The sequence below is a fragment of the Paenibacillus sp. cl6col genome (genome assembly GCF_900102125.1).
In the GTDB taxonomy this organism is placed as follows: domain Bacteria; phylum Bacillota; class Bacilli; order Paenibacillales; family Paenibacillaceae; genus Paenibacillus_B; species Paenibacillus_B suaedae.
In genome coordinates this window covers 838,658-863,854 of sequence record NZ_FNAZ01000001.1, presented here as the reverse complement: position 1 = coordinate 863,854, position 25,197 = coordinate 838,658, and the positions used below count along the sequence as shown (strand labels likewise).

Here is a 25,197-nt window from a genome sequence, read left to right as displayed (position 1 = left end):
CGACACCTCAGATTCTTTGCGCTTCAAACTATTCTGGGAGGTTATTAATTGATGAAAAAACAGATCATAGCAGGTATTTTGGGGCTTACTATGGTAGCTGGCCTATCCACGCCAGCGTTTGCAGCAATTGATTTTTTTAATGAGATTGAAAATAACGATACGTTTAAGCGTGCTAATGAGTTTCCTCTAAAAACACATACCATGATCAATGGTAAAGCATCCCGCGATGACGATTACGACTATTTTAAGTTTAAGGCTCCTGAGACTACATTCTATACATTTGACTTTGGCGCTGCTAACATTGAGCTTCCTGTTGAGGGAGCCGAAGTGACCCTGTATGATGCCAATAGAAAGAAAATCACGAGCGGAGAAGTGGACTCGCGCAACGAATTGAAATTTTCTGAAAAGTTGATAAAGGATCAGGAATATTTTATTCGAGTAGAGAACAATTCCAGCAGATTTTATGATTATATTTTAGAAGTTTATAAAAGAAACTGATCGCAACATCAAAATGTCGACTCGTTTTCCCGATGAATGATTTATTCATCGGGATTTTTCTTTTAGGTCACGCCTGTTGATTAACCAGATAACGGAAAATGATTATCTATATATTAATCATTCATTAAATTGCCATAATATTTCTGGAATAAAGGTTCGACGTCCGAAAATCGAATATAGGCTTCATCAGGCAAATCTGATTTGTCGATATCCTGCGACCAAAGTGCGGAACAGGACTCCACTAGTTCGATCGTGTCTTTACACCAGATTATATAATGGATTTCTTGTTCCAAACCTCTTCTTATGACCGCTGAGCTCATTAAAATCCGTGAATTCATGACATTACGCTCTCGTATGCTTTCCCAGCGCTCATGAAGAATGCGTTTCATCTTGGCTAACCGCTGTTCCCGCTCCTTTTGATAGGCCTTTAGCTGGAAAATAACCTCCTCTGCGGGAATGTTGTCCATAAAGAAGACCTGCATCAGAAAGGAGTCCTTAAGCTTCGGCGTTTCCGGAGGCGAAAGCAGCCAGGAGATCAGCTCCTGCTTGCCTTTTTCCGTGATGGCGTAGATCTTTTTGTCGGGTTTGCCCGTCTGCGGCTGCATGCGGCTTGTAATGTAATCCTCCTGTTCTAAACGTCCAAGTTCCGGATAGATTTGTGATAAATGTGAATGCCAAAAGATGCTCATAAAATCATCAAATTCCTTTTTGAGATCATAACCAGTCGCTTCCCATTTACTAAGAAAGCCCAAAATTCCAAACTTCAACGACATCGTTTCTACTTCCTTTCTGTCATTTTCATATTCTTAAACCGCCTCTGTTTCAATATTCGTTTGCTCTGCGGAGTTTCCTTTACCAAGAGATGGTATAGCCAAAATTCCGGCAATTCCGAGTATAAGCAACATTCCGCTGATCACGAGAACCGTCGTTGTTACTCCCCATATCGAAAGCAACACTCCGGTCAGCAATATACCTGGCAGAGCCGCACTGGTTGAAATCATATGGTACATGCTGAAAACGCGAGTGTAGTTATCCTTCTCCACAATATCCTGAACGTAGGTCACAAATGTAATGTTAAAGCATCCCAGTGCAATTCCCTGCACGAAAAAGAGGGGCAATATCACCAGCCAATTTTGGATTGCATATAAGCTGCCGATGCTGATACAAAGGGTGAAAAATGGAGGGACTATCAGCCATTTTCTCTCTATCTTTTTATACCATTTTGGAACGAGAGCCGCACCCACGATCATGCCGGAAAGGGAAGCTGTTCCGATAAAACTTAGATTTTCAACGCCTGAACCAAGCACATCCCTTAAAAAGGAGAGCAGAATCAAATCCACTGAGGAAGCAATGAACATGGCAATCGTCAAAAAAACAAACAACGTGCCGAGCTGGCGGTGACGAGCAATATAAAGGACACCTTCTTTCATTAAAGTCCATTGGCCACGGCGTTCCGGCATTTCCTGTTTCACCTTTGGCTTCATACGCATAATGCACATCAGCGAACATAGGAGAAGAAAGGCTGAAAACAGCAGCAACGAAGCAGGCGAGGATCCGTTTTTGAGCATAAAGGCGGTAAAGATCTGACCTGTTATTTTGACGACCGTATAGCCCATCTGAAGCCAGCTATTCGCTGATGGACGTTCTTTTTCGCTAACGATTTGAGGGAGGAGAGACTGACTGGCTGGCATGAAAAATAAACCGACAATGCTTTCTGCAATTAGGAGCGCATATACCCACGGCATCGGGATCATATTTGAGAGTAAAAAGAACAGGATCATACCGCTCATGCGGACGACATTTGACCATACCATCACATGCTGCAGCGTTTTTCCGGATATCCAGGCTCCGGCAGGCAGGGCTAGCAGCACAATAGGGAGATAGTATGCCACATAGAAAAACGTAAAGGATTCTGTTCCGCTCGACTTGATTTCAATCCATTTGAGTAGCGAGAAAAAGAGTATGGAGTCCGCAAAAACGCTCAGGACTCTTCCGGCAAATAATTGCCTGAAAGCTTTGTGACGCAGCAGCATGTAATGACCACCTTTTTGGTTAATGTTGGTGTAGTCATTGTAAATGATATCACTTCATGAGTAAAGTATTATATATAAATATTTATCTATAAAATATAAAAATCTTTGGAACGTAACATTTTACCGAATGAGCGGCCTTCAATAGGCTTGCATTCCCTACTATTTTTTGTGTGCCTTTCTAATTATACTTACATGTGTACATGGTAACGAACGCTGTATAGTTGATTAACACATTGTTTAGGGGGAGCAGTATTGAAATCACCGCTTATGTCTTATGCGACTTTATTTCTCGGGGTGTTGGCATTATCGACTTCAGCTATCTTCGTGAAGTTAGCAGATGCGCCGGCTGGCATTACGGCGTTTTATCGGATGCTTTTTGCAGCGGTTATGCTGCTGCCGTTTCTTCTCGCGGACAAAGAGAGCATGCGAGAAATACGTTCATTGTCGAAGAAGCAATGGGGGTATGGACTGCTGTCAGGCTTATTTCTAGCCACGCACTATGTGCTCTGGTTTGAGTCATTGAATTACACGTCAGTCGCAAGCTCAACGGTGATCGTGACCTTGCAGCCGCTCTTTTCCATGGCGGGAGGCTACTTTTTGTTTAAAGAACGCTTCCGTATGGGGGCCATACTCGGTTGTATCGTAGCGATTGCAGGAAGCTTCGTCATCGGGTGGCAGGACTTCCAGATTAGCGGGCAGGCGCTGTTCGGCGATATTCTTGCCTTTATTGCGGCAGGAGTCATTACGGCTTACTTCTTTGTTGGCCAGCATGTTCGCAAACAGTTGTCGCTCGTTCCTTATTCCATTATCGGCTATGCAAGCAGTGCGCTCTTGTTAAGTCTCTTTTCCTTCAGTCAGCAAACATCCTTCTTCGATTATTCTGCTCACACATGGTGGTCTTTTATCGGACTCGCCTTCATCGCCACGATTTTAGGTCAGACGTTATTCAATTGGCTGTTGAAATGGCTCAGTACGTCAGTCATTTCCATGAGTATTCTTGGGGAGACGGTAGGAACGTGCATCCTTGCTTATTTCATTTTGGATGAGGTTATTACGGTACAGCAAGGCATTGGCATTGCACTCATTTTGATTGGACTTGCTGTGTTCTTATTGCAGCAACGGCAGGTAACCGAGCAGCAGATAAATCGTAAGGAAATTGGGACATAGATAGATTGGCATTACAAATATGAATTAAAAACTGCTGTAGAGTGTTCACAACTCTGTCAGGTGAACACAAAATAAAAAACAAGTCAGACATTGTTTGCAAACGAGATGACACTTCTTATTGGAATCGGACTTCCGTTTGAAGCTAAAAACAGCTTTACTCGTAGTACATATTAAGGCGAGGCGGTCAACGAGGGATTTCTTAACTAAGAGCATATTAATAAGGAGCTGCGGTTAAGCAGCTCCTTATTTTTTACTTCACAGTATATTCATTTACTTCAAACGATAAAATCTTATCGTAGATTACATAATCCTTACGGCTGGTAAAAGGGCCTTTATTATTGTTATGTTTATTGATGGCATAAGATGTTGTGCCTACGCCGGCGTTTTTGTTCTCATACCAGGAGATAAAGGAGTTGACTTCTCCCATAGAAAGATCGAATTCTTTTTCTAGTCCAGTCGTCATTGTAACTGTAAGGATGGCACGATTACCTTTAGGTTGTTCTGGATTAGTCGGCTCAGTAGGTTCAGTAGGTTCAGTAGGTTCTGTTGGTTCTGTTGGTTCTTCACTAGTTCCAGGATAATAAACTTCAACTTTATTAATGGAAGTAGTGGTTTCGCCGGCTATTGCAAAAATCGCATTATTAAAGGATACTACACCTGCTCTTCTTGTAGTCGGCATGTCTAATTTTTTTGTCCATTCATTTTTTACCGGGTCAAATTCATAGACAGAGTTTATTTTTGTTCTACCATCAGGTTTGCCGCCTCCAACCCCATAAATCTTTCCGTTAAGCTCTGTCGTCCCAATATATATGGCGGTTTCCGGATAAGGGACTCCATTTTCCCAGGTATCTGTTTGAGGATCGTAGATTTCAACTATACTTTGGGAGTTTGAATTAGCTGAATTTTCCCCACCGATTGCATAAATTTTTCCGTTTAATGTAGTGAGGCCAATACCGGATCTAGAAGAAGGCATTTTCGCCTTCGCAGCCCAACTGTTGGTTTCCGGATTGTATTCATACACGGTGTTGGAGTTTGAACCACCAGGTTTATATCCCCCTATAACATAAACTTTATTATTAATTGCAATTCCTGAAGTGTAACTTCTTGTTTCGGGCAATCTTGTTTTGCTGGACCATTTGTCCGTTTTTGGGTCATATGCTTCAACTACATTAGAGTATCCGCTTCCATCCTTTCCGCCCATTACGTAAATGATATCGTTCACGACAGCTATTGCCGCTCCGACTCTTGCTGTAGGCATGGGGGCTTTTTCGATCCATGAGTCATTAGTTGGATCATAGGCATATACATTGTTGGCAAAACTGGAGTATCCGGAGGGAGAACCCCCGATTACATAAATGGTGTTATTGGCTAACGCTACATGGGGATAGCTTCTCGACACTGGAAAATCATTTTTTTGTTCCCATTTCTCCACGCCAGTGGAGGCGTATGCGCTTGGAATGAAACATAACAGTAAAAGTAGCGACAATAGAATCGATAAGACAGGTTTCTTCATAATCTTCTCCTTTAAATTCAGACTGTGTACTGATTATATGAAATTGGAATATGTTTGTCTATATATATGAACATATGAAAAAATGTAAATAAATGTTTTTCGTATACTAAAAAAGTGGTAACTTTACTGATAAGGTGATTCATTCCATTAGCTGTGCTTCGAGTGGAGTTCATCTACCTTGTTGTAAAAATATACATAATATGGTGACAGTGGAGTTGCTTGCTCTAACATCGTAGTCTTGATGCCGACTCAATTTCGTTGAGACCTCCGTTGCCCAATTAGCCACCTTGAAGAGAATCACGTTTACTGTCAAAGAAGCAAGTAATGGGGATCTTTATTCCGCTCAAACGTGGTGATCCTTTACTGGACTAGCCTTCATCGCAACGATTTTAGGTCAGACGTTATTCAATTGGCTGTTGAAATGGCTCAGTACGTCGGTCATTTCCATGAGTATTCTCGGGGAGACGGTAGGAACGTGCATCCTTGCTTATTTCATTTTGGATGAGGTTATCACGGTACAGCAAGGCATTGGCATTGCACTCATTTTGATTGGACTTGCTGTGTTCTTATTGCAGCAACGACAGGTAAGCGAGCAGCAGACAAATCGTAAGGATATTGGGGCATAGATAGAATGGAGTGTGAATTATCAAGCCGCCTTCAACCCAGATGGCTCTAATAAATGAATGCCTGAGGCGAAAGGGATGAACCGTTCAGGATGCTGCTGATAGGCCTTCCATGCGATTTTATCTGTTCCGACAGCACCTGGTTCGGAAACATTTAGCTCTCTTTTGTAGAACAGTGCCTATGAGAAAGTTACTTTTTTATTGCTTGCTATCTGGATGGCGACTCACTTGACTCTAGGATAACACTTTGTACTTTGTCTTTAGTGTTCAGCTTATCACACTTAGCAGGAAAGGAAGATGTTCAATCGGTTTGTGCCGAAGGGGAGACGCGCATGTATATTGATATTGGGCAATCACGCAATGGAAGGGATCGCATATGAGAGGGTCCAGTTGACTTTAACAGGGTAGGGAAATATCTTAAGAATATAACAGATCATTATGGACGGAAGCGGTTTTTATAAATGAAAGGTGGTATGTTTATGCGAATCAAATGGTTCGGGCAATCGGCTTTTTTATTGACTTCGCAGGCAGGAACAAGGATTTTGATTGATCCATACGGACGTCTGCTTCGTTATCGAATGCCTGAGGTAGAAGCGGATATTGTTCTGGTTACGCATGAACATCGCGATCATAATCAGATTCAGGTAGCGGTTGGCGATTACTTGCTTGTGAATGAGCCGAAGGAATACACCTATGGTGACGGTGAGGTGCTGATCAGCGGCTTTAAGACCTTTCATGATAAAGTGAACGGTGCGAAAAAGGGTGACAATATTGTATTCCGCATTCAAGTCGATGGCCTGACTATCTGTCATTGTGGGGATCTGGGTCATCTATTGTCTGAAGAGCAAAGCCAAGCAATCGGCAAGGTAGACGTTCTTATGACTCCGGTAGGCGGAAGAATGACCATTAACGGAGATGAAGCGGCTCAACTGATGCGTCAATTGCGGGCAACGATAACCATTCCGATGCATTACCGTACGAAGGCGCTCCGTCCGCTAGGATTTCTGATTTTTGATAAGGTAGATAAATTTCTCGCAGCATCCGGTCAGCAGGTTAGAAGCTATAAAGAGCTGGATATTACACAAGACAGTTTGTCTCAAGCCGCGGGCGTAGCCATCATGCAATATTGAGGGCAGTGGAATATGAACGAACTTGACGGTAATGTAGAAATGACACCATTATCATTTTGCTAGAAAGTACCAAGCACATCCGTTATAATCGTCTCAGATTATTAGCACATCGGAGGTGCTCTACTTGCTAGAGGAAAACCGAGATCACTCTCATGTACGTAAGAATATACATTGGGCCGACCTGCGGGCGGATTGCGAGAATTGCTTCGGGCTTTGTTGTGTTGCGCTCCCATTTTCTTTTTCGGCTGATTTTGCGATGAGCAAGGATGCGGGAGTTCCCTGCTCGAACTTGCAAGCTGACTATCGATGCGGAATTCACGCGAATTTGCGGGCACGAGGATGTAAAGGGTGCACCGTGTTCGAGTGCTTCGGTGCAGGACAGAAAGTGTCGCAGATTACGTTTGAGGGCATTGATTGGCGAGAAAGCTCGGAGAGAGCGAAAACCATGTATAACGTCTTTCCGATTATGCATCAGCTCCACGAAATGCTGTGGTATTTACATGAAGCACTTGTGCTAGAGGCAGCGCGTTCCATTCGTCAAGAGCTTAATATGATGGTGGAGGAGACAGTACGTCTGACAGAGCTCCGTGCAGATGAAATTCTGAAGGTGGATGTTCACGCGCATCGTGCAAATGTAAATAGACTGTTATTGCAAACGAGCGAGCTGGTATGGATGGACGTACGCTGCAATCTGCAGGCAAATTCGAAGGAGAGACGGAAGAATTACCGCGGAGCCGATCTCATGGGTGCGAAATTAAAAGCAGCTGATCTCAGAGGGGCAGATTTAAGAGGAGCCTATCTGATCGCGGCTGACTTGCAGCATGCGAATTTGCGCGCAGCCGACCTCATCGGAGCGGACTTGCGCGATGCAGATATTCGCGGCGCGGATTTGAGAGACAGTATTTTTCTGACTCAGGTACAGATTAACGCAGCGAAGGGAGATTCGCATACTCAACTGCCGGGAAGGCTGTCTCGACCGGCCCATTGGACAGCATAGCCAGTAGAAGGCAGGCTGGAGAAAGGAAATTATGGTTGTGGAATATATGAATCTTCCGTATTATGGTGTATAGTGCTTCTTTTGATGATACGGAGGGTATTGGTTTGTTACTTTACTATTGATATTGTCGATCTACCTCAGAACAATTACATGAGGAGATGATCGAATATGATATACAAGCACTCAGTCGACGGGATTACAGATGAAATGCTGGAAGACTTTTTTGTAGATTGGCCGAATCCGCCAAGCCCGGAAACTCACCTGCGGTTATTGAAGAACACCAGCAAAGTGGTTCTGGCGATGAATGAACAAACGGGTCAGGTCGTAGGATTTATCACGGCGATAAGTGACGGTGTACTGTCTGCCTATATTCCACTGCTTGAAGTGCTGCCAGCATATAAAGGCAAGGGGATCGGCAAAGAATTAGTCAGTCAAATGATGAAAGCGTTGGATGACATCTATATGATTGATTTATGCTGCGACGATGACCTGGTTCCCTATTATGAACATTTCGGCATGATGAAGGCGAACGGAATGATATTCCGAAATTATCGCATGCAAGCTGGGAAGCAGAAGGAAATAGAGGCGAGGTAAATAAAAACGCTAACGCTTGGGCAGATGCCCAAGCGTTTTTTGCATAAGAAGGTCGACCAGCGCCTTAGAACTGAACCGAAAAGCCACGGAATTGGTGAACGCCAGTTCCGAAGCGGACAAGATCCTTCTCAAGCAGCTCTGCAGCCGCTTCTTTCAACGCACCTAATAATTCGGGCTCCAGCCTAAGCCGATTATGGGAGCCGAATACTTGTACAATACCCTCAATCCCCGAAATTTTCTGCCAGGAGGCCACAAGGTCTTCTGGACTCGTCGTAGGATAGAATGCATAGATTGGTGTTTCATCGTACAGCAGATCGCCAGTAAATAAGTAGCCTCTGCTTGTATCGTGCACGGCGATATGTCCGGGGGAATGGCCGGGCGTATGATAAACGAAGAGTTTACGATTCCCTAAATCGATGGTATCTCCATCTTGCAGCAGACCAGTTGGCTTGCCTTGATAGGGAGTATAGGCAACAGGATCGAAGGTAGGCGGTAAGGGTCTCGTAATATCACGCGACACATCTTTGCGAATCTGCTCAATCGGCAATCCCTTAATGCCATTAATGAGCCAATCTTCTTCCAGTTCGTGGACGTAAATCCGCTCGAACTTGCCGTGGCTGCCGATATGATCCCAGTGCACATGGGTGGTAAGTACGGTGATGGGCAGGCTGGTTAGTTGGCTAGTCATTCGCGTAATATCATCGATACCGAGTCCGGTGTCGATGAGAGCGGCTCGTTCACTGCCGATGAGCAGATAAGAATGAACTCTCTCCCAATGGCCGTATTCGCTAAGGGAATACGTAGAGTCGTCGAGCTTCGCGACGGTGAACCAAGTATCGTCTATTACGATAGGATATTTTGTTGCGTGCTGCTCGCGATTGGCTGTGTTAGATTGCATGCGGTATCCCTCCAGAAAGTGAAGAATGTAATCATTGAATGGCGATCTCTTCGCTGTCATCTTGGAATGCGATCAGGGACAAATAATAGCTTTTTAGATCCTCATTTTCTTCATTCGTCTCATTTGTCTCTTGCTTCCCATACTTCTCATGCTTCGTGAAATGCTTGTCCAGCAGCTGCTTGAATTCTTCGACGAAGGCGTGGAAGTTCTCTTCCGTTGCGATCATTTGATAGGTGGATGCGATGTTCTTACGCTGATCCAGATTGCTGCTGTTCAGAGCGAAAGATGCAGCCGGTGCGCTCTCAATCTTAGTGCGGGTGACCTCGACGGTCTCCATGAACACTTGTCGCGACGTCTCGATCAGATCCATGCTCGGCAGCAAATGATCTTCTGGGACGAAGCGGCTCGCAACTGCGCGGTAATATTTTTGAACGATACCGTTCTTCTCCTCTTTGCGGACAATTTGAATCACCTGATGCTTCTCTAACTCCTTCAGGTGAAAATAAATATTATTTCGGGTTATACCCAGCATTTCAGCAAGCTGCTGCCCGGTATACTCTTGCTTGACAAGGTTCATAAGCATCTTCGTCCGGAGAGGATCTGCAATTGCTTTTAGCTGCTCATGAGTCTGAATTTTATAGACGCTGGTCACAGTCATCGAAACACCTCACTACAATTTACCGGTAAAATATAATTTACTGTTTAGTGTGTTTATATTAACACGAGTTACGAAGTTGGGCAATCATTCCATTTTCGATATGAGATACTATGATTCAGGAGTAGAGAAATAGAGAAATAGAGAAATTGAGACGCATGGTGTGTAACTAGGATTAGCTCTAAAGCAAAATACTTCTGCAGACGGAGTGAAGTAGCTAAGGGTGCATGATACACTCCTTCCAGTATAGAGGAATGGAGAATGATGGATGAAAGTGCAGAGTGCGGCTCGCTCATGGGCCTTTGGGATAATGGCATTTCTGGCAATCATTGTCGGAATTTATGCTTTAGCGATGTATGCTATACCATCTCATATCCAAGAAGCTCCGCTTGTAAAAGGCAAAGGGGAATTGCCGACGTTGTGGTATCCAGTATTGTGGGCGCACGCCATATCTTCAGGACTTGCTATTACTATCGGATGGCTTCAATTCATCAAGCGATTACGAGTACAAAAGCCTAATCTACACCGCGCAATCGGCTATGTGTATGCGTGCCTGATTGCGATTGGGGGGATTACAGGGCTCTATTTATCCTGGTACGCGGATGGCGGTTGGCTCGCCGCAACAGGCTTCGGAGTACTGTCTACTTTATGGATGTATACTCTGTATCAAGGGATAGTCCGCATTGTTGTCGCTCGCGACTTAGCCGGACATGGCCGCTGGATGATTCGCAACTATGCGCTTACATGTGCGGCAATTACACTGCGCCTGTATATGCCGCTGGCAGCGATACTCTTCGGGCTTTCAGATTCCAATGACACATTTGCAGTGATCGCTTGGCTATGCTGGGTGCCAAATCTGTTGGTTGCAGAGAGTTTGGTCGCACACCGTCCATCAGTAGGTAGTAGAAAGTCATACATACAATAGCGGTTTGTTTACCTAAACAGTGTGAACGCGGATGCTGATGCAATATTCCGCCTCTACGCTGTTTTTTGCTTTTTTGATACACTTGGGACATATGTCCTTCCCCCAAGACATGGGTCTGATTTTAAATAATAGTGAAATTGAATTCATGTCTAGAGGAGCGGGAATGATGGCGGGAATCCTATTTGCATGGTTAGGCGGAGCGTTCATAACGCTGCAAGGCGTGGCGAACTCCCATATCAGTCAACATATTGGCACATGGCAAGCAGCAACGATTACCCAGTTCACGGGATTTGTACTGGCCTTCGTCCTTCTGCTGCTCGTCCGTGATGGACAATGGAGAAGAGTCAAGCAAGTGAAGCCGATATATCTGGCTGGAGGTGCCTTGGCAGCAATTATCATATCGAGCAATATCACAGCCATTCATCAGATTGGAGTGACTCTGACGATTGCAATGGTGTTAATTGCCCAGCTAAGTGTAACCTTCATCATCGACAGTAGAGGATGGTTCGGTGTAGCGAAGCAGAATATGAAGCTGGCGCAGTTCATCGGCATTGGGATGATGATCGCCGGAGTGATTATATTGAAGCTGTAATTTTTTGCGGCAGGGGTGAAGGTGCGCTATGAAAGAGATCAAGGATCGTGAACAACTGGCTCATTATTTGGAGATTCATCAGATAGCATCAATATTTAATGCACAGATATTGCCGCATTTGACATTGTACACTTATGAGCAAGGTGAACTCATCTGTTCGCAGGGTGATCCAGCCGAGTATTTATCCGTGCTTGTGAAGGGAAAGGTTAAGGTGTATAACACCTCGGCAGAGGGCAAGGCACTGATCGTGTCGTTCAAAACCGCACTAGAAGCGGTCGGGGACATTGAATATGTGCAAGGCATTGACTTCATGAATACGGTTGAGGCGGTGTCGCCGGTTCATATGATTATCGTTCATTACCGCTGGCTGCATCAGTATGCGAAAGAAGACGCAAAGCTGCTTCAATTTTTGTTGAAGCTCATTACGACGAAGTTTTGCATGAAATCAGATTCCTTGAGCTTTAATTTGATGTATCCGGTGGAGGCGCGCTTGGCGAGTTATCTCTTGTCGATATCGTATGATGAATCGGATCCGCGATTTAATGGACAGCTTAATGCGGTGAGTTTGCGGGATGTAGCCAACTTTATTGGCACCAGCTACAGACATTTGAATCGAGTTATTCATAAGTTCTGTGAAGAAGGCTTGGTCGAGCGCAGTCGAGGGTTTATTTCCGTGAAGGATCGGGAGCGATTGCGTACTCTGGCAGGCCATAATATATATGAAAGGTGAGAGGGGACGCTTATGATTGCAGGCTTAGTATTGGCGCTCATCGCTGGCTCGCTTGTTGGTGTGCAGAATGTGTTCAACAGTAAAGTAAATGAAGGCGTGGGAACGTGGACGACTACAGCAATCGTGCTGGGCATGGGATTCCTAGCGTCACTCACCATTGGCCTCTTAGTGGAAGGAAAGCAGCTATTTGATTTGCCTAATATGAAGACATGGTACTGGTTCAGCGGCATCATCGGGGTCGGTGTCGTGCTTAGTGTGGTACAGGGAGTGAAGCGGCTTGGCCCGACGTTTGCCATCTCGATTGTGATGGCGTCCCAGATTAGTTTTGCGCTGTTGTTCGACTCTTTGGGGTTGCTTGGCCTCGATCAGGTTCCTTTTACGGGTAAACAAGCAATCGGGGTTTTGATCATTATTGGCGGCGTTATTGTATTTAAGACGGGGAAAAGAGTAGAACCGCTGTAGATTCCCTATCTACTTCGTTTTTTTTAGATACGCGCTGGATACGATGCTGGATGTAGAAGATGGATATCAGTGGAATGATTTCTATAAGAAGATAGACGGAAATGTGATGGCAACGGTCACTGAACCGCTTGTTGTGTTGAAGTAGCGGGTTGATGGTTTCTCTGGGGTGATGAAGGGGTTGGCTTAGTGCTAGTTCGTTCTGGATTTTTGTTGAAAAGGAAGGAGGGCCTCACCATCCACTTTGCCGTGGATGGTGAGGCCCTTTTGTGCGTGAAAGGTTATTGTAGATTGCAAGTTGAAGATTGAAGGTAGGGTACCCCTTCACTTCTGCTACTACCAATTCGATCCGCCGGAAGAATTCTTATTGTCGCCTCCCCAGCTAGACCCGCCCGAGCTATTGGAGTTGTTCGAGCTGGATCCGCCCGAGTTGTTGCTATTCGAGTTGGAATTATAGCTGGTCGATCTACTGGTTTGCTCTCGGCGTCTTTCCTCTTCGCGTCTGCGTTCCTCTGCTCGGCGAGCCTCTTGGCGTCTTCGCTCCTCCGCCCGGCGGGCTTCTTCTCGGCGCCGTTCCTCTGCTATCACAGCATCATAAGCGGCATTCATAGCGCTAATAATGCCTGCCACCGCAGCAGCTTCCTGACTGGCGCGTTCGTATTCGCCGCGGTACATATAGTCATTCGCAGAGGACATGATCTGCGAATATTGGGAGTCAAAGTGAGATAATCTTACTTTTCGGTTTGTACGATGATACGTGGAACGATACCGTGCTTCCATGTCGTTCATCGTGCGTTCTGCATCGCGCTTCACAATGGCAGTTCGCTCGACATCTTGCAAGTAGGCTTCCGCTTCGCGTGCATATTGCGAGCTTAGCTCTGACTGTAAGTCAATGTCATAAGGAGGCTGGGCGAGCAACTGCTTCAGTCCGGAGTCCAGCTTCATCAAAGATTCTTCCGCATATCGCCATGCTTGCACGAGACGATTGCGCTTAATAACATCTTGGGCGCGGGTGTAAGCTTGTTCACCGCTCTTCATCTGTCTGTTGATTAGTTCGAGCGCCTGATCCAATTTCATGACAAGTTCTTCATATTGCCTTTGATTGCGATCCTGATCCTGGCAAGCTTGCAGTATGCCATCAAGTTCCTGACGAGCCATCTCGTATTCCTGCACTTCTTCCGAAGAGAGGGAACGCACATTGTCCAGTCTGGAACGCATGTTGGCAATGACGGAAAGCCCGTTATGATACAGTTCCCAAGCATGATTCCAGTAGTTGGAACGGTAGGTATGGCTAATTCTCTGGTGCAGCCCATTCATGTGCCGCTCTTCTTCTGGCAGGTTGGAAAATCTATTCGCGATGGCTTGGATGTCCTCCGCATTTTTCAGCTTCAAATCTGCCAGCCGCTGTGTCATATGTACAGCATCCGTCAGGTGCTGGCCTCTGCGTTCTGCCAATTGCACAGCTTCCGAAATCTTGCCGCTTCGCAGTTGTTCCAGCATCCGTTCATTCGTGTCTCTAGCTTGCTCCAGACAACCGTAAGGATCGATGCGGATTAGCTTGAGTCTATGTTCTTGTACGATGCTTTCGAAGCGGGCGCGACTGCTGGCTACCTCATTCGGAAATTGCTGGTACAGATTGGCGTAATGAGCGATGGACGCGATATCCTGCGCCAATTGCTCGATTTCTGCCTTGGAGGTATCCATGATGGCATTGGCGCCCATCGGATCGAAGGTATCCATATCATCCACGGTTTGCACACGGCTGACGAGCGTATGGTAGCGTTGGTCGATTGCTTCAAGCGTCCAACCGCGTGTACTGATTTCTTGGCGATATTCGTATTCGAGCTGCTGAAGACGCGCTCGCGCTTCACGAATGCTGTCTACGAGCTGTCGCTCCGTGACCTCGATTTGTTCAATTTGCTTCGTTAGCTCTGCTGCTTCTTTTACACGCGTTTGCCGCACGTTGTCTGCCGCATCGAGCTGGCTTTTGAATTTCGGCAGCAGCGTGTGGGCGAAGCTGATCTGCTTCATTTCCTTCAAGCTGGACTCCAGCGCAATGATGGATGCCGTTAATTGCTGCTCGATAGCCGCAGCTTGCTGCTGCGTCGCGCCTTGATACAGCTCAGTGTAGTGGTGCACTCGCTCGAGCGCTTGACTGACAGTGGCCATAACGGCAGGAATTTGGGTACGAATTTTGCGCAGCCGCTGAAGCTGCCACATCCATGCAACTAGCAAGATGCACAATGCAGCTAAGCCTGCTACGATACCGACCCTAGGCCACGGAATGCTATTCCAGAAAAGGACGAGCGCACTTGGACCTTCCGGTTCTTTCGGCACAGTTACGGGCTGACTTTCGTTCTCCGATGCGGGCTTCGATGGTTTGTTGCCGGATGGGAGGTCTTTAGCAGGCTTCTCCGGCGTTGGTACAATCGGCACAGGCTTCAATTGTTTGGTCGCTTCCATAAGCGTTATAGTGGCCCTAGCGAAATTGCCCTCTTTCGCCTTCGGAATAAAATGTTTGTCAACGAATGCGCTGAGCTTAGAGCGAGACGAGTCATCATTGGGCAGTGCGTCGATCTTCTCTTGCAAAGCCGGATTGTTGAAGTTCATCTCTACGCGCCGATCTTCCTTAGACAATAGGATGAGGATGTCATCCGCTGTCAACTTCCATTTGTGATATACTTCGGTTGCATATTCTGCTGCATCCTGGCCATCCAAACGATTGATAGTCAGGAGATAGAACGTATAGGGCTTCCCCTTGGCAGCTCGCTCGATATAGGGAATCGATTCTTTAGGAATCATCTTGGCTATATCGCGCACTATGGCCGATTTGCTCGGAATCGCGTCTGCCTGAACAATTCCCGGATGAAGCAACATGACAATCATCATGATGGCGGACAGCCATCGTATTGCATTCTTCACGGTGATCCTCCGTTTCCAGTCGTGTGTTATGTTATTGGTTCCTATTTCCTATTACGTATTACGTTTGATACCAGTATAAGGTGCAGTCGGAAGCGGGAAAAGAACTTTTCTTACAGGGATTGTCATGGTGAGTTGTAGAAGTACGAAGGACGAGCAGCTAGGAAAAGTGCAGCCAGCAGGGCTGGATGAGAGCATTTAGGAGTGTAAGCCTATATCCAGTACAACAGATGCACGCACGTGAAAATAGAGGGAATATCACACAAGTCGTGCAGATGTAGAGCAGCTTGCAGTGTTGATGGATATGAAAATAAAATAGAAAATATAGCCTGTAGAGCAGGCTATAACATAGATAGGTGGAGATAAGATGCGCATATATCGAACATTATTATTTGACGTTGATGATACATTGCTTGATTTCAAGGCAGCGGAGAAGCTGGCGCTGCGTTTGTTGTTCGAAGGACAGCAGATCGAGCTGACAGAAGAAATGGAAGCCCATTATAAACAGATGAATCAGGGATTGTGGAGGGCGTATGAAGAGGGAAAGATCAATCGCGACGAGGTAGTGAACACTCGATTCTCTCTACTTTTGAAGGAGTATGGGCATGAAGTGGATGGCGTTCTGATGGAGCAAAAATATCGGGGCTATTTGGAACAGGGACATCAGCTCATTGACGGAGCTATGGAAGTAATTACGAAACTGCACGGCGTGTATGATTTGCATATTGTGACGAATGGCTTGTCTAAGACACAGGATCGAAGGCTACGTGATTCCGGTCTACATCCGATGTTTACTAGCATTTTCGTATCGGAGGATACAGGGTACCAGAAGCCGATGAAGGAATTTTTTGATTTTGTGTTCGCACGCATTCCTAGCTTTGACCCGCAGCAGGCATTGATTATCGGGGATTCGTTAAGCTCGGATATGAAGGGCGGACAGCTGGCAGGTCTGGATACCTGCTGGTTCAATCCCGAGGGGAAAGCGAATGAAACGGATATTATTCCAACCTATGAAATTTGTTCGCTTCAGGAGCTGTATCAGATATTAGGATTGAAGTGATGGTATTGGAATAAATGATTGTCTAGAAACGCAATAGACTTGATATAATACTAATAATAGAGAGGGAAAAGGTAGGTGATAGGTGTGGATCTTACTTTGATTGATGAGTTAAAGAATAGATTGGATTCGCTGCGACCACTACCTGCCGAAGTCGTTCGGAATTTAGAGGAAGTATATCGTGTTGAATGGACGTATAACTCGAATGCAATTGAAGGAAATACACTGACGCTGCTTGAAACGAAGCTTGTGCTCGAACAGGGGTTAACGATCGGTGGAAAAAAGCTTCGGGAGCATTTTGAAGTTATTAACCACGCTGAAGCGATTGCCTACATTCAAGAGCTCCTTCGCCAGGATCAGGAGCTAACTGAGTATGTGGTGAAATCAATTCATCATCTTGTTCTTAAAAATATTGCGGACGACGCAGGACGATATCGAATGGTCAATGTTCGTATATCAGGTTCACAGTATGTTCCGCCCCATTATACGGTTGTTCCTGAGAAGATGGAAGAGCTCATGAAATGGTACGAGAATCAACAAGGATTGATGCATCCAGTGATGCTGGCTGCGGAATTCCAATTTAGATTTGTATGTATTCATCCTTTCTCAGATGGAAACGGCCGAACTGCAAGACTCCTTATGAATCTAATTCTGATGAAGCACGGATATCCTCCTGCCATTGTGAAGGCGGCGGATGCTGTCAGAATGCGATATTATGAGACGTTGGAGGAAGCAAGCGTCCAAGGTCAATTGGAGCCTTTTATTCAATTGATTATGGAGTGTGTTGCAGATAGTCTCCAGGCATATTTATTCGCTGTGGAATAATAAAAAACGAGGCTGTCTTGCGGTCATGTTAATCATGACGGCAAGACAGCCTCGTTCTATGTTCGGGTGCTATTGTATTGTACGGCGCTTGTGTTACTTCCAGTGTCCTCCTTCCACGATAATATCGTCTGGAGAGACATCCGGGCCGAGTTCCTCTTTCACGTATTTATCGTACAACTGCAGCAGGAATTTCTCTTTTCCCAGCGCCTCCAGCTCTTGATTCACCCAATCGCGCAGCTCAGTATTGCCTTTCTTGACAGCTGGCGCGATCGGCGCCTCTTTCTCCAGCTTTTCTGGAATAAGGGCGAAGCCAGGGTTTTTTCGTGCCCAAGCGAGTAGGATGAAATTATCCTGTGCGTACCCGTCGCCGCGTCCATCCTTCAATGCTTGGAGGGATTCGGTGTTTTTCTCGAATTTGACCAGTTCAACGTCGGGGTATTTTTTGGTGAAGAAAATATCAGCTGTCGTTCCCTTCGTTACGATAACTTTCTTTCCTTTCAAATCAGCCAACGACTTAATGCCACTCTGATCGTTTACGAGTACTTGTGTAGTCACCTTCAAATTTGGATTTGTAAAATCAACAATTTCCTTGCGCTCATCGGTCACGGTCATGTTGGCTACAATCAGATCTACCTTGTCGCTTTGCAAATACGGGATACGACCTGCTGGCTCCACGACGACGAACTCAATTTTGCTCTCATCTCCAAGTAGATCCTTCGCGAAGCGTCTTGCTAAGTCATTATCGAAGCCAACCAACTCGCCTTTCTCATTTGTGAACCCGAATGGGGGCTTGTCGGAGAATACACCTACGAGAATTTTGCCGCGTTCTTTAATTTTGCTAAGGGCACCGGTATCGGCATTCGATGATTTATCGCTCTCTTGTTGCGTTGCTGTGGTAGGTTGTTCTTTCGCTCCACTGCCTGCATCGCTTCCATTGCTGCTTGAACTGCATGCGGACAATAACCCGACCATGAGCAGTACCATTAATAATGTGAACCCCAATTTGTTCTTCATCCAATTTCTCTCCTTTTCCATGTTTCAATGTCCAAAAATTTATCCAAAAAGCGACGGGCTCGTTCGGTTCTGGGATCTGCAAAGAAAGCATCCGGCGCTCCTGTCTCGCATATTCGGCCTTCATCCATAAACACAATCCGGTCGGCTACAGCACGGGCGAACCCCATCTCATGGGTCACGATAACCATCGTCATGCCTTGTTCCGCCAAGGCAAGCATGACTTCCAGCACCTCGCGCACCATCTCGGGATCAAGTGCAGCCGTCACCTCGTCGAAGAGGATGACCTCGGGATTCATGCATAGTGCCCGCACGATCGCGATTCGCTGCTGCTGGCCGCCCGACAACTGACGAGGATAGGCATCCTTCTTGTCTAGCAATCCGACGCGCTCCAGGAGCTTCTCGGCCTGGGCGATCACTTCTGTACGGGTACGCCGCTGGGCCTTGATTGGTCCGAGGAGGATATTATCGAGTACCGTCAGATGGGGGAATAGGTGATAGCTTTGAAACACCATTCCAATCTGTTGGCGAATGTGCTGCCAGCGCGTTGCTGGATTGGTCAATTCTTGACCGTGGAATCGAATGCTGCCGCTCTGCGTTGTCTCGAGTCCATTCAGGCACCGAAGCAGCGTGCTCTTGCCGCAGCCGCTTGGCCCGAGTATAACGGTCACTTCTCCTTGAGCAATTTGCAGGTTGATGTCCCGCAGCACCCAATGCTTGCCGAACGACTTGCCGACATTGGATAGCTCAAGCAATGCGTCGGGCATGAATGGTTCCTCCTTTCTATTCAATCAGTGAGGTATTAGGATAGCAGCTTGTGCTCCAGCCTTCTTGATAAGGCAGATAACGGATAGCACAGTATGAAATAGAGCATGAATAATGCACCGTAAATAAGGACGGCTTCTCCTGTGCGCTCTATAATTTGCTGCCCCGTCTTGATCACATCGGTGACGCCGATAAGAACAGTCAGTGATGTCGTCTTGATGATGCGTGTGTACACATTAATCGTAGGCGGGATCATGCGTCGCAGCGCTAGTGGAAGCAGAATGTATGCGTACAATTGCAGGGTACTGAGTCCAATCGCCATGCCAGCTTCTCGTTGACCTTGCGGCAATGAGATAAGGGCACCTCGTGCAACCTCGCCAACTTCAGTGATCCCCCAAAGTGACAACACCAGTACTGCACATACAGAGCTTGGAACATTCAGACCGAAGAAGATTGGAAGACCGAAGAAGAAAAAGAACAGCCATACCAAAATCGGGATAGAGCGGAACAATTCTAGATAAGTACGGGTAATCAACCGCAGCCACGGACTAGAAGAGGTGCGCAGGGCACCGAATAGAAGGCCGCCAATCGTGCTTAGCGCGATGCTCCAGATGGCGATAAGCCCTGTCTGATACAACCCCTTGGCAAGCTGGGGAAGCGATACGACAAGCAAATCAAGTCCCGAACTGGCCATGCTGGAACCTCCTTTCCAGCCAAGAAAGCACAAAGGATAATGGCAGGAACAACAGCAAGTACAGGGCCGTCATCATGAGCAGCATTTCATAGGTTTTGTAGTATAGTGCAATGTAGTTCGTAGCCGTGTACAAAATTTCCGGCACGGCTACTGCAGATACAACCGTCGTCTCTTTCAGTAGAAAAATAAAGTTGGCAAATAAGGACGGCGTAGCAATTCGCAGCGCTTGAGGTAGGACGATATCGCGAAACAACTGCCAGCGAGACAGCCCAAGTGCCAATCCTGACTCCAACTGAGACTTGGGGACGGCTTCGATTCCAGCGCGGAACACTTCAGTCAAATAACCGCCGCCGAGAAACGTCATCGCCAGTAAGGCTGTGGTGTAGCTGGACATGCGAATTCCGATACTCGGCAGTGCAAAGTACAGGAAGAACAATTGAATCAACAAGGGTGTATTGCGAGCTACCTCGATGTAGGCACGTACAATGGCAGTTAATATCGGTACTCGGAAATACAAGAGAATCGAGTTGAACACGGCAACGAGCAGAGAAGCAGCGATGGCGGCTCCAGCAATTCCGATCGTGACTAGGGCTGCGTGCAAGAAGTCGGGCACATGCTCCAGCATGAAGGAGGTATCGAGTGTCATGTTAGCCGGTTTCCTCCCGTGAGGTGGACTGCCTGCTGGAGATAGTGCCTCTTCGGTTCAAGTAATCATCAGGTTCCAAGACAGGGATGCTGGTCTGGACGACATGCGGGTATTTCAAGCCGAGCCCGGTATTGATCGCAACGACGGTGTCGCTGTCCTGGATCCAGCCGCTATCACGCAATCGGCGTGCGGCGACGAATGTAGATGCGCCTTCCGGGCAGATGAAGGCTCCTTCAAGCTCAGCAATAAGGCGCTGCTCGCCCAACAGTGCGCGATCATCCACCGCAATTGCACAGCCCTCGGTTCGATAGATGGCATCCAATATTAGAAAGTCTCCTAGTGCCTTCGGTACATTGAGGCCGAACGCAAGGGTAGAAGCATTCGGCCAAGGTATCGACTCGGATTGCTTGTTCTTCCATGCCTCGACGATGGGGGCACATCCCGCAGATTGGACAGCGACGAACCGAGGGAGCTTGCCTTGAACCCAGCCTAGTGCCAGCAACTCTGTCAATGCCTTATAAATGCCGATGAGGCCGACACCGCCTCCTGTTGGATACAGGATGACATCGGGCAGCTTCCAGCCTAGTTGCTCGGCAATTTCGAAGCCAATCGTCTTCTTGCCCTCGATCCGGTAAGGCTCTTTAAGAGTAGAGGCATCATACAGGCTGTCATCGTCGCTGATTGCTTGAGAGACAATTTTGCCAGCATCACTAATTAAGCCATTGACCAGATGGAGTCGAGCTCCTGCAATTGTACATTCACTGCGTGTTATAGCAGGGGCATCTACAGGCATGACGACTGTGGAACGTATGCCCGCGCGAGCCGCATAAAGTGCCCAGGCTGCACCTGCATTGCCATTCGTCGGCAATGCTAATTCCTCAACGCCGAGCTCCTTGGCCCTGGATACACCAACAGCCGCGCCGCGGGCTTTGAAAGAGCCGGTCGGCAGAAGCCCATCATCCTTCATATACAACTGGGGAATACCAATTCGGTGTCCAAGCTTGGGCAGGGGGAGGAGAGGGGTAAAACCTTCTCCTAAAGAAATCACATTCTGCTCCAGCTCGATAGGGAGCAGTTCATGATAGCGCCACAGGCTTGGTTCTCTTGCAGCCAGTTCGGAGCGTTGGACGGTTTCCCTCAGTTCATCCAACCGATAGGCTACAAGTAATGGGGAACCGCAAGCACATAGATGCGCCTGCTTGTGCGGGGAATAACTTGTTCTGCATTTCGGGCAATGCAAATGAGAGATATAACTGAATGGCACGGTACGCTCCCCTTTCTGCACATGCAGTGATGGTATTAGGAGCCTCCGTCGGTACGGTCAGCGGAATATTGAACGATTTGACTTACATCCAAAATATGTAACGCGATAAAATAATAATAAAGTTGAGTAATCCAATTTGTCAACTAAGAAATTGAAACTCGCACTCTAGTACATGGAATTTTACCGCTTAGACGCGGTTCAAATTGGAGCAGCAAAGGCATTTTTACAATACATCACTGGTCAAGAATGGGCAGCGTGATATGCCAAGACGTATCCATATACACTTCTCGCGAGATATGAAGGGCGTAATCAAAGCCTTAAGCGAGGTAGAACTTTAGAACTATTTTATTCATTAAAGTCAAATACGACTGCCAATAAGCCGATGAATCAGGTGAGTGAAGAAATGTGGCGGCATTGCAAGCCATTCAGGAGCAAGGGAAGGCGAGCCTTTTTAAGGCTGGCTCTTGAGAAGAGTCAATGTGAATGTAATTTCAAAATATAAGAAACAAGACTGCCATCTATCCCAACTAAATTAGGGGGGTGGCTTTTGTTCTTGTGTTATAAATTATCGGAGTTTCTGGAATTAATAAAAAATTAGTAGAATTTCATGAAGTGCTTATAGTTTAAATGAAACGAACCGAAATATTAATATACAGGAATAATTCTCGATACTATTAAAGCTGGGAGATCCGTATCTACATCTAATAAATACGCCGTAAAATTATCAATAATTTTGTATAATTCTGCATAATCGTTCGGAATTATATCACTTTATACATATTAAACATGTGCTAAAATTTCCACGTTAAAGACGTTATAACGTCTAATCTGGGGTTTTTATTCAGATCCCAGTATGAGTTTTGTAACGTTTACAATTCATAGGGGGTCGACATCATGTTTAAAAAGTTACAGAACAAGCTTATGTTAATTTTTGCAGTATTGCTGGTTTCCTCCTTGGTCATTCTGCAATTGACAACTAACTTGCAGATGACTAATAGCTTTAAAGAAGAGTTGGATGAGATAGGAAGCGAAGAAGCGGAGGCCTTATTGCAGGTTACGGATTTGCGTCTAAATAATTATGCAAATGATATTTTGCATTTTAGTGAAAATCCAGAAATCAAAGACATTGTAAAAAACAGAGACAAGCTAACTCCTAACATGATTCAAGTTATGAAATCTTATACAAAAATCAATCCTGAAATATCTGCTATTTATATGGGGAATTCATCGAAGCAGATGTTTGATCCCGAAGCTAATGTATTCAAAAAAGATTATGATCCTCGCATTCGCCCATGGTATAAATTGGCTAATGATGACAAGGATAAAGTGAAATTCACCCCTCCGTACAAGGATAGTGTCAGTCAGAAAATGAAAATAGCGATCTCTAAGGCCATTGTGGAAAACAACAAGGTTCTTGGGGTTATATCGCTTGATGTGAACCTGGATCAATTGACAAAGCAAATCAGTGAAACGAATGTAGGATATAATGGGTTTGGATTTATTTTGGATGCAGAAGGAAACTCGGTAGTGCTGCCGGATACAGAAGATGCAGCCGGGAAAAATCAACGGGAAAGACCATATGTCGACAAAATTTACACTACAAATGAAAGTGCAGGGAAAGTTAATTACACGGATAAAGGCGAACCGGAAGTTCTATATTATACGACGTCCGGTCTTACAGGATGGAAAATCGGTGCTGTCTATCAAGAAGACGAACTGTTAAAGCTCACGAACCATATTAAATATATGAACATCATCATAACCTTGTGCGCCATCGTCGTTTCAAATGTTATTGTCTACTTTGTCGCCCGCTTCTTTACGAAGCCGATCGTTCAATTGACGAAGCAGGTGCAGCTAATGGCTGATGGAGACTTGACCGTGGAAGGGAAGGTAAGTTCGAAGGACGAGATTGGCCAATTAACAGGCCACTTTAATCATATGGTACAAAGCGTGCGGGAGGTCTTATCCCGCGTGATTGGTTCCTCTGAACAGCTCACGGAGTCGGCCGAAAATCTGAGTGCCGTATCGGAAGAAACAAAAGCGGCAAGCGAAGAAATTGCCCACGCCATGTCGGATGTCGCGCAAGGTTCGGCCGAAAGCGCAACAAATCTGGATCATATGCAGGAGGTCACAAGCAAGCTGGACTCGCAGTTTAGATCGGTGGAAGAAACGATGTCTTCCATGCAGGCGAAGTCAAACCAGACACAACAGGCAAGCATCGATGGAAGAGAGACGTTGGCTGTGCTGCAAGTGCGTTCCGATGAATCGTTCCGTGAAATTCAATCGATCGAACAAGTATTGAACCTGCTCGTAACCAAAATCAACGACATTCAGGCTGTGGCCGAAATGATCAAAGCGATATCAGCTCAAACCAATCTGCTTGCTTTAAATGCGTCGATCGAAGCGGCAAGAGCGGGAGAGGCTGGCAAGGGATTTTCAGTCGTCGCCACAGAAGTGCGTAAACTTGCAGAACAATCCGCTAGTTCGACTGAGCAAATTAGCAGCACCATTCAGGGCATTATAGAAGAGGCTGCGAATGCCACCCGGGCGATGAGCCGGACCAAGGAAATCACCTCGGAACAAAATGAGGCTGTGCAGTCGACAGAGATTGCATTTACAAGCATTCAAAGCTTGATGCAGCAAGTGATCGAGGCGATTATGGAAATGTCGGACAAAATACAGACGGCGTCCGAGCTGAAAGAAAACGTGGTTCAGTCCATTGTAAATCTGTCCGCGATCTCGGAGGAATCCGCAGCCGCCGCGGAAGAAGTCAGCGCTTCGACGCAGGATCAGTTGAAAGCAATTGATACGGTCTCGCAGTCGGCGGAAGATTTAAGCCGATCCAGCAGCGAGTTGGAATTGCTAGTGAAGAAATTTAAAATATAAGCTATCATTGTGATGTTACGCGGCGGTATGCTGGGATCTTCTATGAACCCAGCATACCGCCGTTTTTATTTGAGCAGTCTTAAGCATAAAGTTGGTTGAAAGGGTATGGTTGGAAAAACACGAGATAGAATGGTTGGCTTCGTATTGACAAGGTCATTCATACTGGGGGATAGTAAATAAAAGGAATTATTTTCTTGGTGTTGAATGTTGATTATTACCTTCAAAGTGGTGATCCAATGCCCCGTTATCAATATGTATCCCCTATCTATCGCAAAAGCAGAAAAAAATTCGCGTTAACAGATGCGAACGGGAATCG

General features: G+C 46.1%; 23 protein-coding genes and 1 pseudogene. 13 read left to right on the top strand and 11 right to left on the bottom strand.

All coding sequences use genetic code 11. The features are described 5' to 3' along the window. Positions 1-51 precede the first annotated feature (51 nt). Entirely contained in the window at positions 52-498 is a 447-nt protein-coding gene (locus BLS15_RS03715) for a hypothetical protein (RefSeq protein ID WP_021254086.1), read from the top strand. Positions 499-611: 113 nt separating this feature from the next. On the opposite strand, the gene BLS15_RS03710 is transcribed toward BLS15_RS03715, so the two are convergent. Then, positions 612-1,271, bottom strand: a complete 660-nt coding sequence (locus BLS15_RS03710) for a PadR family transcriptional regulator (RefSeq protein ID WP_021254087.1) — start codon at positions 1,269-1,271, stop codon at positions 612-614. A gap of 33 nt (positions 1,272-1,304) precedes the next feature. After that, a complete protein-coding gene (locus BLS15_RS03705; protein WP_021254088.1) occupies positions 1,305-2,531 on the bottom strand; it encodes an MFS transporter in 1,227 nt (408 codons plus the stop codon). Positions 2,532-2,783: 252 nt separating this feature from the next. Here BLS15_RS03705 and BLS15_RS03700 point away from each other — a divergent pair, with 252 nt between their 5' ends. Next, positions 2,784-3,698, top strand: a complete 915-nt coding sequence (locus tag BLS15_RS03700; protein WP_021254089.1) for a DMT family transporter — start codon at positions 2,784-2,786, stop codon at positions 3,696-3,698. A gap of 250 nt (positions 3,699-3,948) precedes the next feature. Here BLS15_RS03700 and BLS15_RS03695 read toward each other — a convergent pair whose 3' ends face one another. After that, on the bottom strand, positions 3,949-5,211 hold the full coding sequence (locus BLS15_RS03695) for a Kelch repeat-containing protein (RefSeq protein ID WP_090509920.1): 1,263 nt from the start codon (positions 5,209-5,211) through the stop codon (positions 3,949-3,951). Positions 5,212-5,546: 335 nt separating this feature from the next. Between BLS15_RS03695 and BLS15_RS03690 the strand changes: the two are divergent. The 4 genes and pseudogenes from BLS15_RS03690 to BLS15_RS03675 all read left to right on the top strand — a co-directional run. After that, positions 5,547-5,837, top strand: a pseudogene (locus BLS15_RS03690) (EamA family transporter); the annotation flags it as partial. 476 nt (positions 5,838-6,313) lie between these two features. Beyond that, positions 6,314-6,964, top strand: a complete 651-nt coding sequence (locus BLS15_RS03685) for an MBL fold metallo-hydrolase (protein ID WP_021254092.1) — start codon at positions 6,314-6,316, stop codon at positions 6,962-6,964. 124 nt (positions 6,965-7,088) lie between these two features. Beyond that, entirely contained in the window at positions 7,089-7,961 is an 873-nt protein-coding gene (locus tag BLS15_RS03680; protein ID WP_028532188.1) for a pentapeptide repeat-containing protein, read from the top strand. A gap of 168 nt (positions 7,962-8,129) precedes the next feature. Then, positions 8,130-8,555 carry a GNAT family N-acetyltransferase gene (locus BLS15_RS03675; protein ID WP_090509913.1) on the top strand — a complete coding sequence of 142 codons (426 nt, stop codon included), beginning with the start codon at positions 8,130-8,132 and terminating at the stop codon, positions 8,553-8,555. Positions 8,556-8,619: 64 nt separating this feature from the next. On the opposite strand, the gene BLS15_RS03670 is transcribed toward BLS15_RS03675, so the two are convergent. Then, positions 8,620-9,453 carry an MBL fold metallo-hydrolase gene (locus BLS15_RS03670; RefSeq protein ID WP_090509908.1) on the bottom strand — a complete coding sequence of 278 codons (834 nt, stop codon included), beginning with the start codon at positions 9,451-9,453 and terminating at the stop codon, positions 8,620-8,622. Between the two features lie 31 nt (positions 9,454-9,484). Continuing rightward, on the bottom strand, positions 9,485-10,111 hold the full coding sequence (locus BLS15_RS03665; RefSeq protein ID WP_175460703.1) for an ArsR/SmtB family transcription factor: 627 nt from the start codon (positions 10,109-10,111) through the stop codon (positions 9,485-9,487). Between the two features lie 265 nt (positions 10,112-10,376). On the opposite strand from BLS15_RS03665, the gene BLS15_RS03660 reads away from it, so the two are divergent. From BLS15_RS03660 to BLS15_RS03645, 4 genes are all read left to right on the top strand, one after another. Beyond that, positions 10,377-11,033, top strand: coding sequence for a DUF2306 domain-containing protein (locus BLS15_RS03660; RefSeq protein WP_036666971.1), 657 nt, complete (start codon positions 10,377-10,379; stop codon positions 11,031-11,033). Positions 11,034-11,199: 166 nt separating this feature from the next. Continuing rightward, positions 11,200-11,625, top strand: coding sequence for a DMT family transporter (locus BLS15_RS03655; RefSeq protein ID WP_021254098.1), 426 nt, complete (start codon positions 11,200-11,202; stop codon positions 11,623-11,625). A 28-nt stretch (positions 11,626-11,653) separates the two neighbouring features. Beyond that, positions 11,654-12,355, top strand: a complete 702-nt coding sequence (locus BLS15_RS03650) for a Crp/Fnr family transcriptional regulator (RefSeq protein ID WP_021254099.1) — start codon at positions 11,654-11,656, stop codon at positions 12,353-12,355. A gap of 12 nt (positions 12,356-12,367) precedes the next feature. Beyond that, on the top strand, positions 12,368-12,817 hold the full coding sequence (locus tag BLS15_RS03645; protein WP_021254100.1) for a DMT family transporter: 450 nt from the start codon (positions 12,368-12,370) through the stop codon (positions 12,815-12,817). 333 nt (positions 12,818-13,150) lie between these two features. Here the strand turns inward: BLS15_RS03645 and BLS15_RS03640 are convergent, their stop codons facing one another. After that, a complete protein-coding gene (locus BLS15_RS03640; protein WP_021254101.1) occupies positions 13,151-15,736 on the bottom strand; it encodes a TPM domain-containing protein in 2,586 nt (861 codons plus the stop codon). A gap of 364 nt (positions 15,737-16,100) precedes the next feature. Here BLS15_RS03640 and BLS15_RS03635 point away from each other — a divergent pair, with 364 nt between their 5' ends. Then, on the top strand, positions 16,101-16,793 hold the full coding sequence (locus tag BLS15_RS03635) for a YjjG family noncanonical pyrimidine nucleotidase (protein WP_021254102.1): 693 nt from the start codon (positions 16,101-16,103) through the stop codon (positions 16,791-16,793). A 75-nt stretch (positions 16,794-16,868) separates the two neighbouring features. Next, on the top strand, positions 16,869-17,615 hold the full coding sequence (locus BLS15_RS03630) for a Fic family protein (protein ID WP_021254103.1): 747 nt from the start codon (positions 16,869-16,871) through the stop codon (positions 17,613-17,615). 93 nt (positions 17,616-17,708) lie between these two features. On the opposite strand, the gene BLS15_RS03625 is transcribed toward BLS15_RS03630, so the two are convergent. From BLS15_RS03625 to BLS15_RS03605, 5 genes are read right to left on the bottom strand one after another with little or no spacing between them, the layout of a single operon-like run. Next, entirely contained in the window at positions 17,709-18,629 is a 921-nt protein-coding gene (locus BLS15_RS03625; protein ID WP_021254104.1) for a transporter substrate-binding domain-containing protein, read from the bottom strand. Further along, positions 18,626-19,393: an amino acid ABC transporter ATP-binding protein gene (locus BLS15_RS03620; protein ID WP_021254105.1), complete on the bottom strand. Its 768-nt coding sequence runs from the start codon at positions 19,391-19,393 to the stop codon at positions 18,626-18,628. Before BLS15_RS03620 ends, BLS15_RS03625 begins: the two co-directional genes overlap by 4 nt. A 35-nt stretch (positions 19,394-19,428) precedes the next feature. Continuing rightward, positions 19,429-20,085 (bottom strand): amino acid ABC transporter permease, encoded by a 657-nt coding sequence (locus tag BLS15_RS03615; protein WP_021254106.1) that lies wholly within the window; start codon positions 20,083-20,085, stop codon positions 19,429-19,431. Continuing rightward, on the bottom strand, positions 20,066-20,731 hold the full coding sequence (locus BLS15_RS03610) for an amino acid ABC transporter permease (protein ID WP_028532185.1): 666 nt from the start codon (positions 20,729-20,731) through the stop codon (positions 20,066-20,068). The genes BLS15_RS03615 and BLS15_RS03610 overlap by 20 nt, the downstream gene beginning before the upstream one ends. A gap of 1 nt (position 20,732) precedes the next feature. Further along, positions 20,733-21,995, bottom strand: a complete 1,263-nt coding sequence (locus BLS15_RS03605) for a threonine synthase (RefSeq protein WP_090509904.1) — start codon at positions 21,993-21,995, stop codon at positions 20,733-20,735. Between the two features lie 894 nt (positions 21,996-22,889). On the opposite strand from BLS15_RS03605, the gene BLS15_RS03600 reads away from it, so the two are divergent. Further along, positions 22,890-24,881 carry a methyl-accepting chemotaxis protein gene (locus tag BLS15_RS03600; protein WP_028532184.1) on the top strand — a complete coding sequence of 664 codons (1,992 nt, stop codon included), beginning with the start codon at positions 22,890-22,892 and terminating at the stop codon, positions 24,879-24,881. Positions 24,882-25,197: the final 316 nt, after the last annotated feature.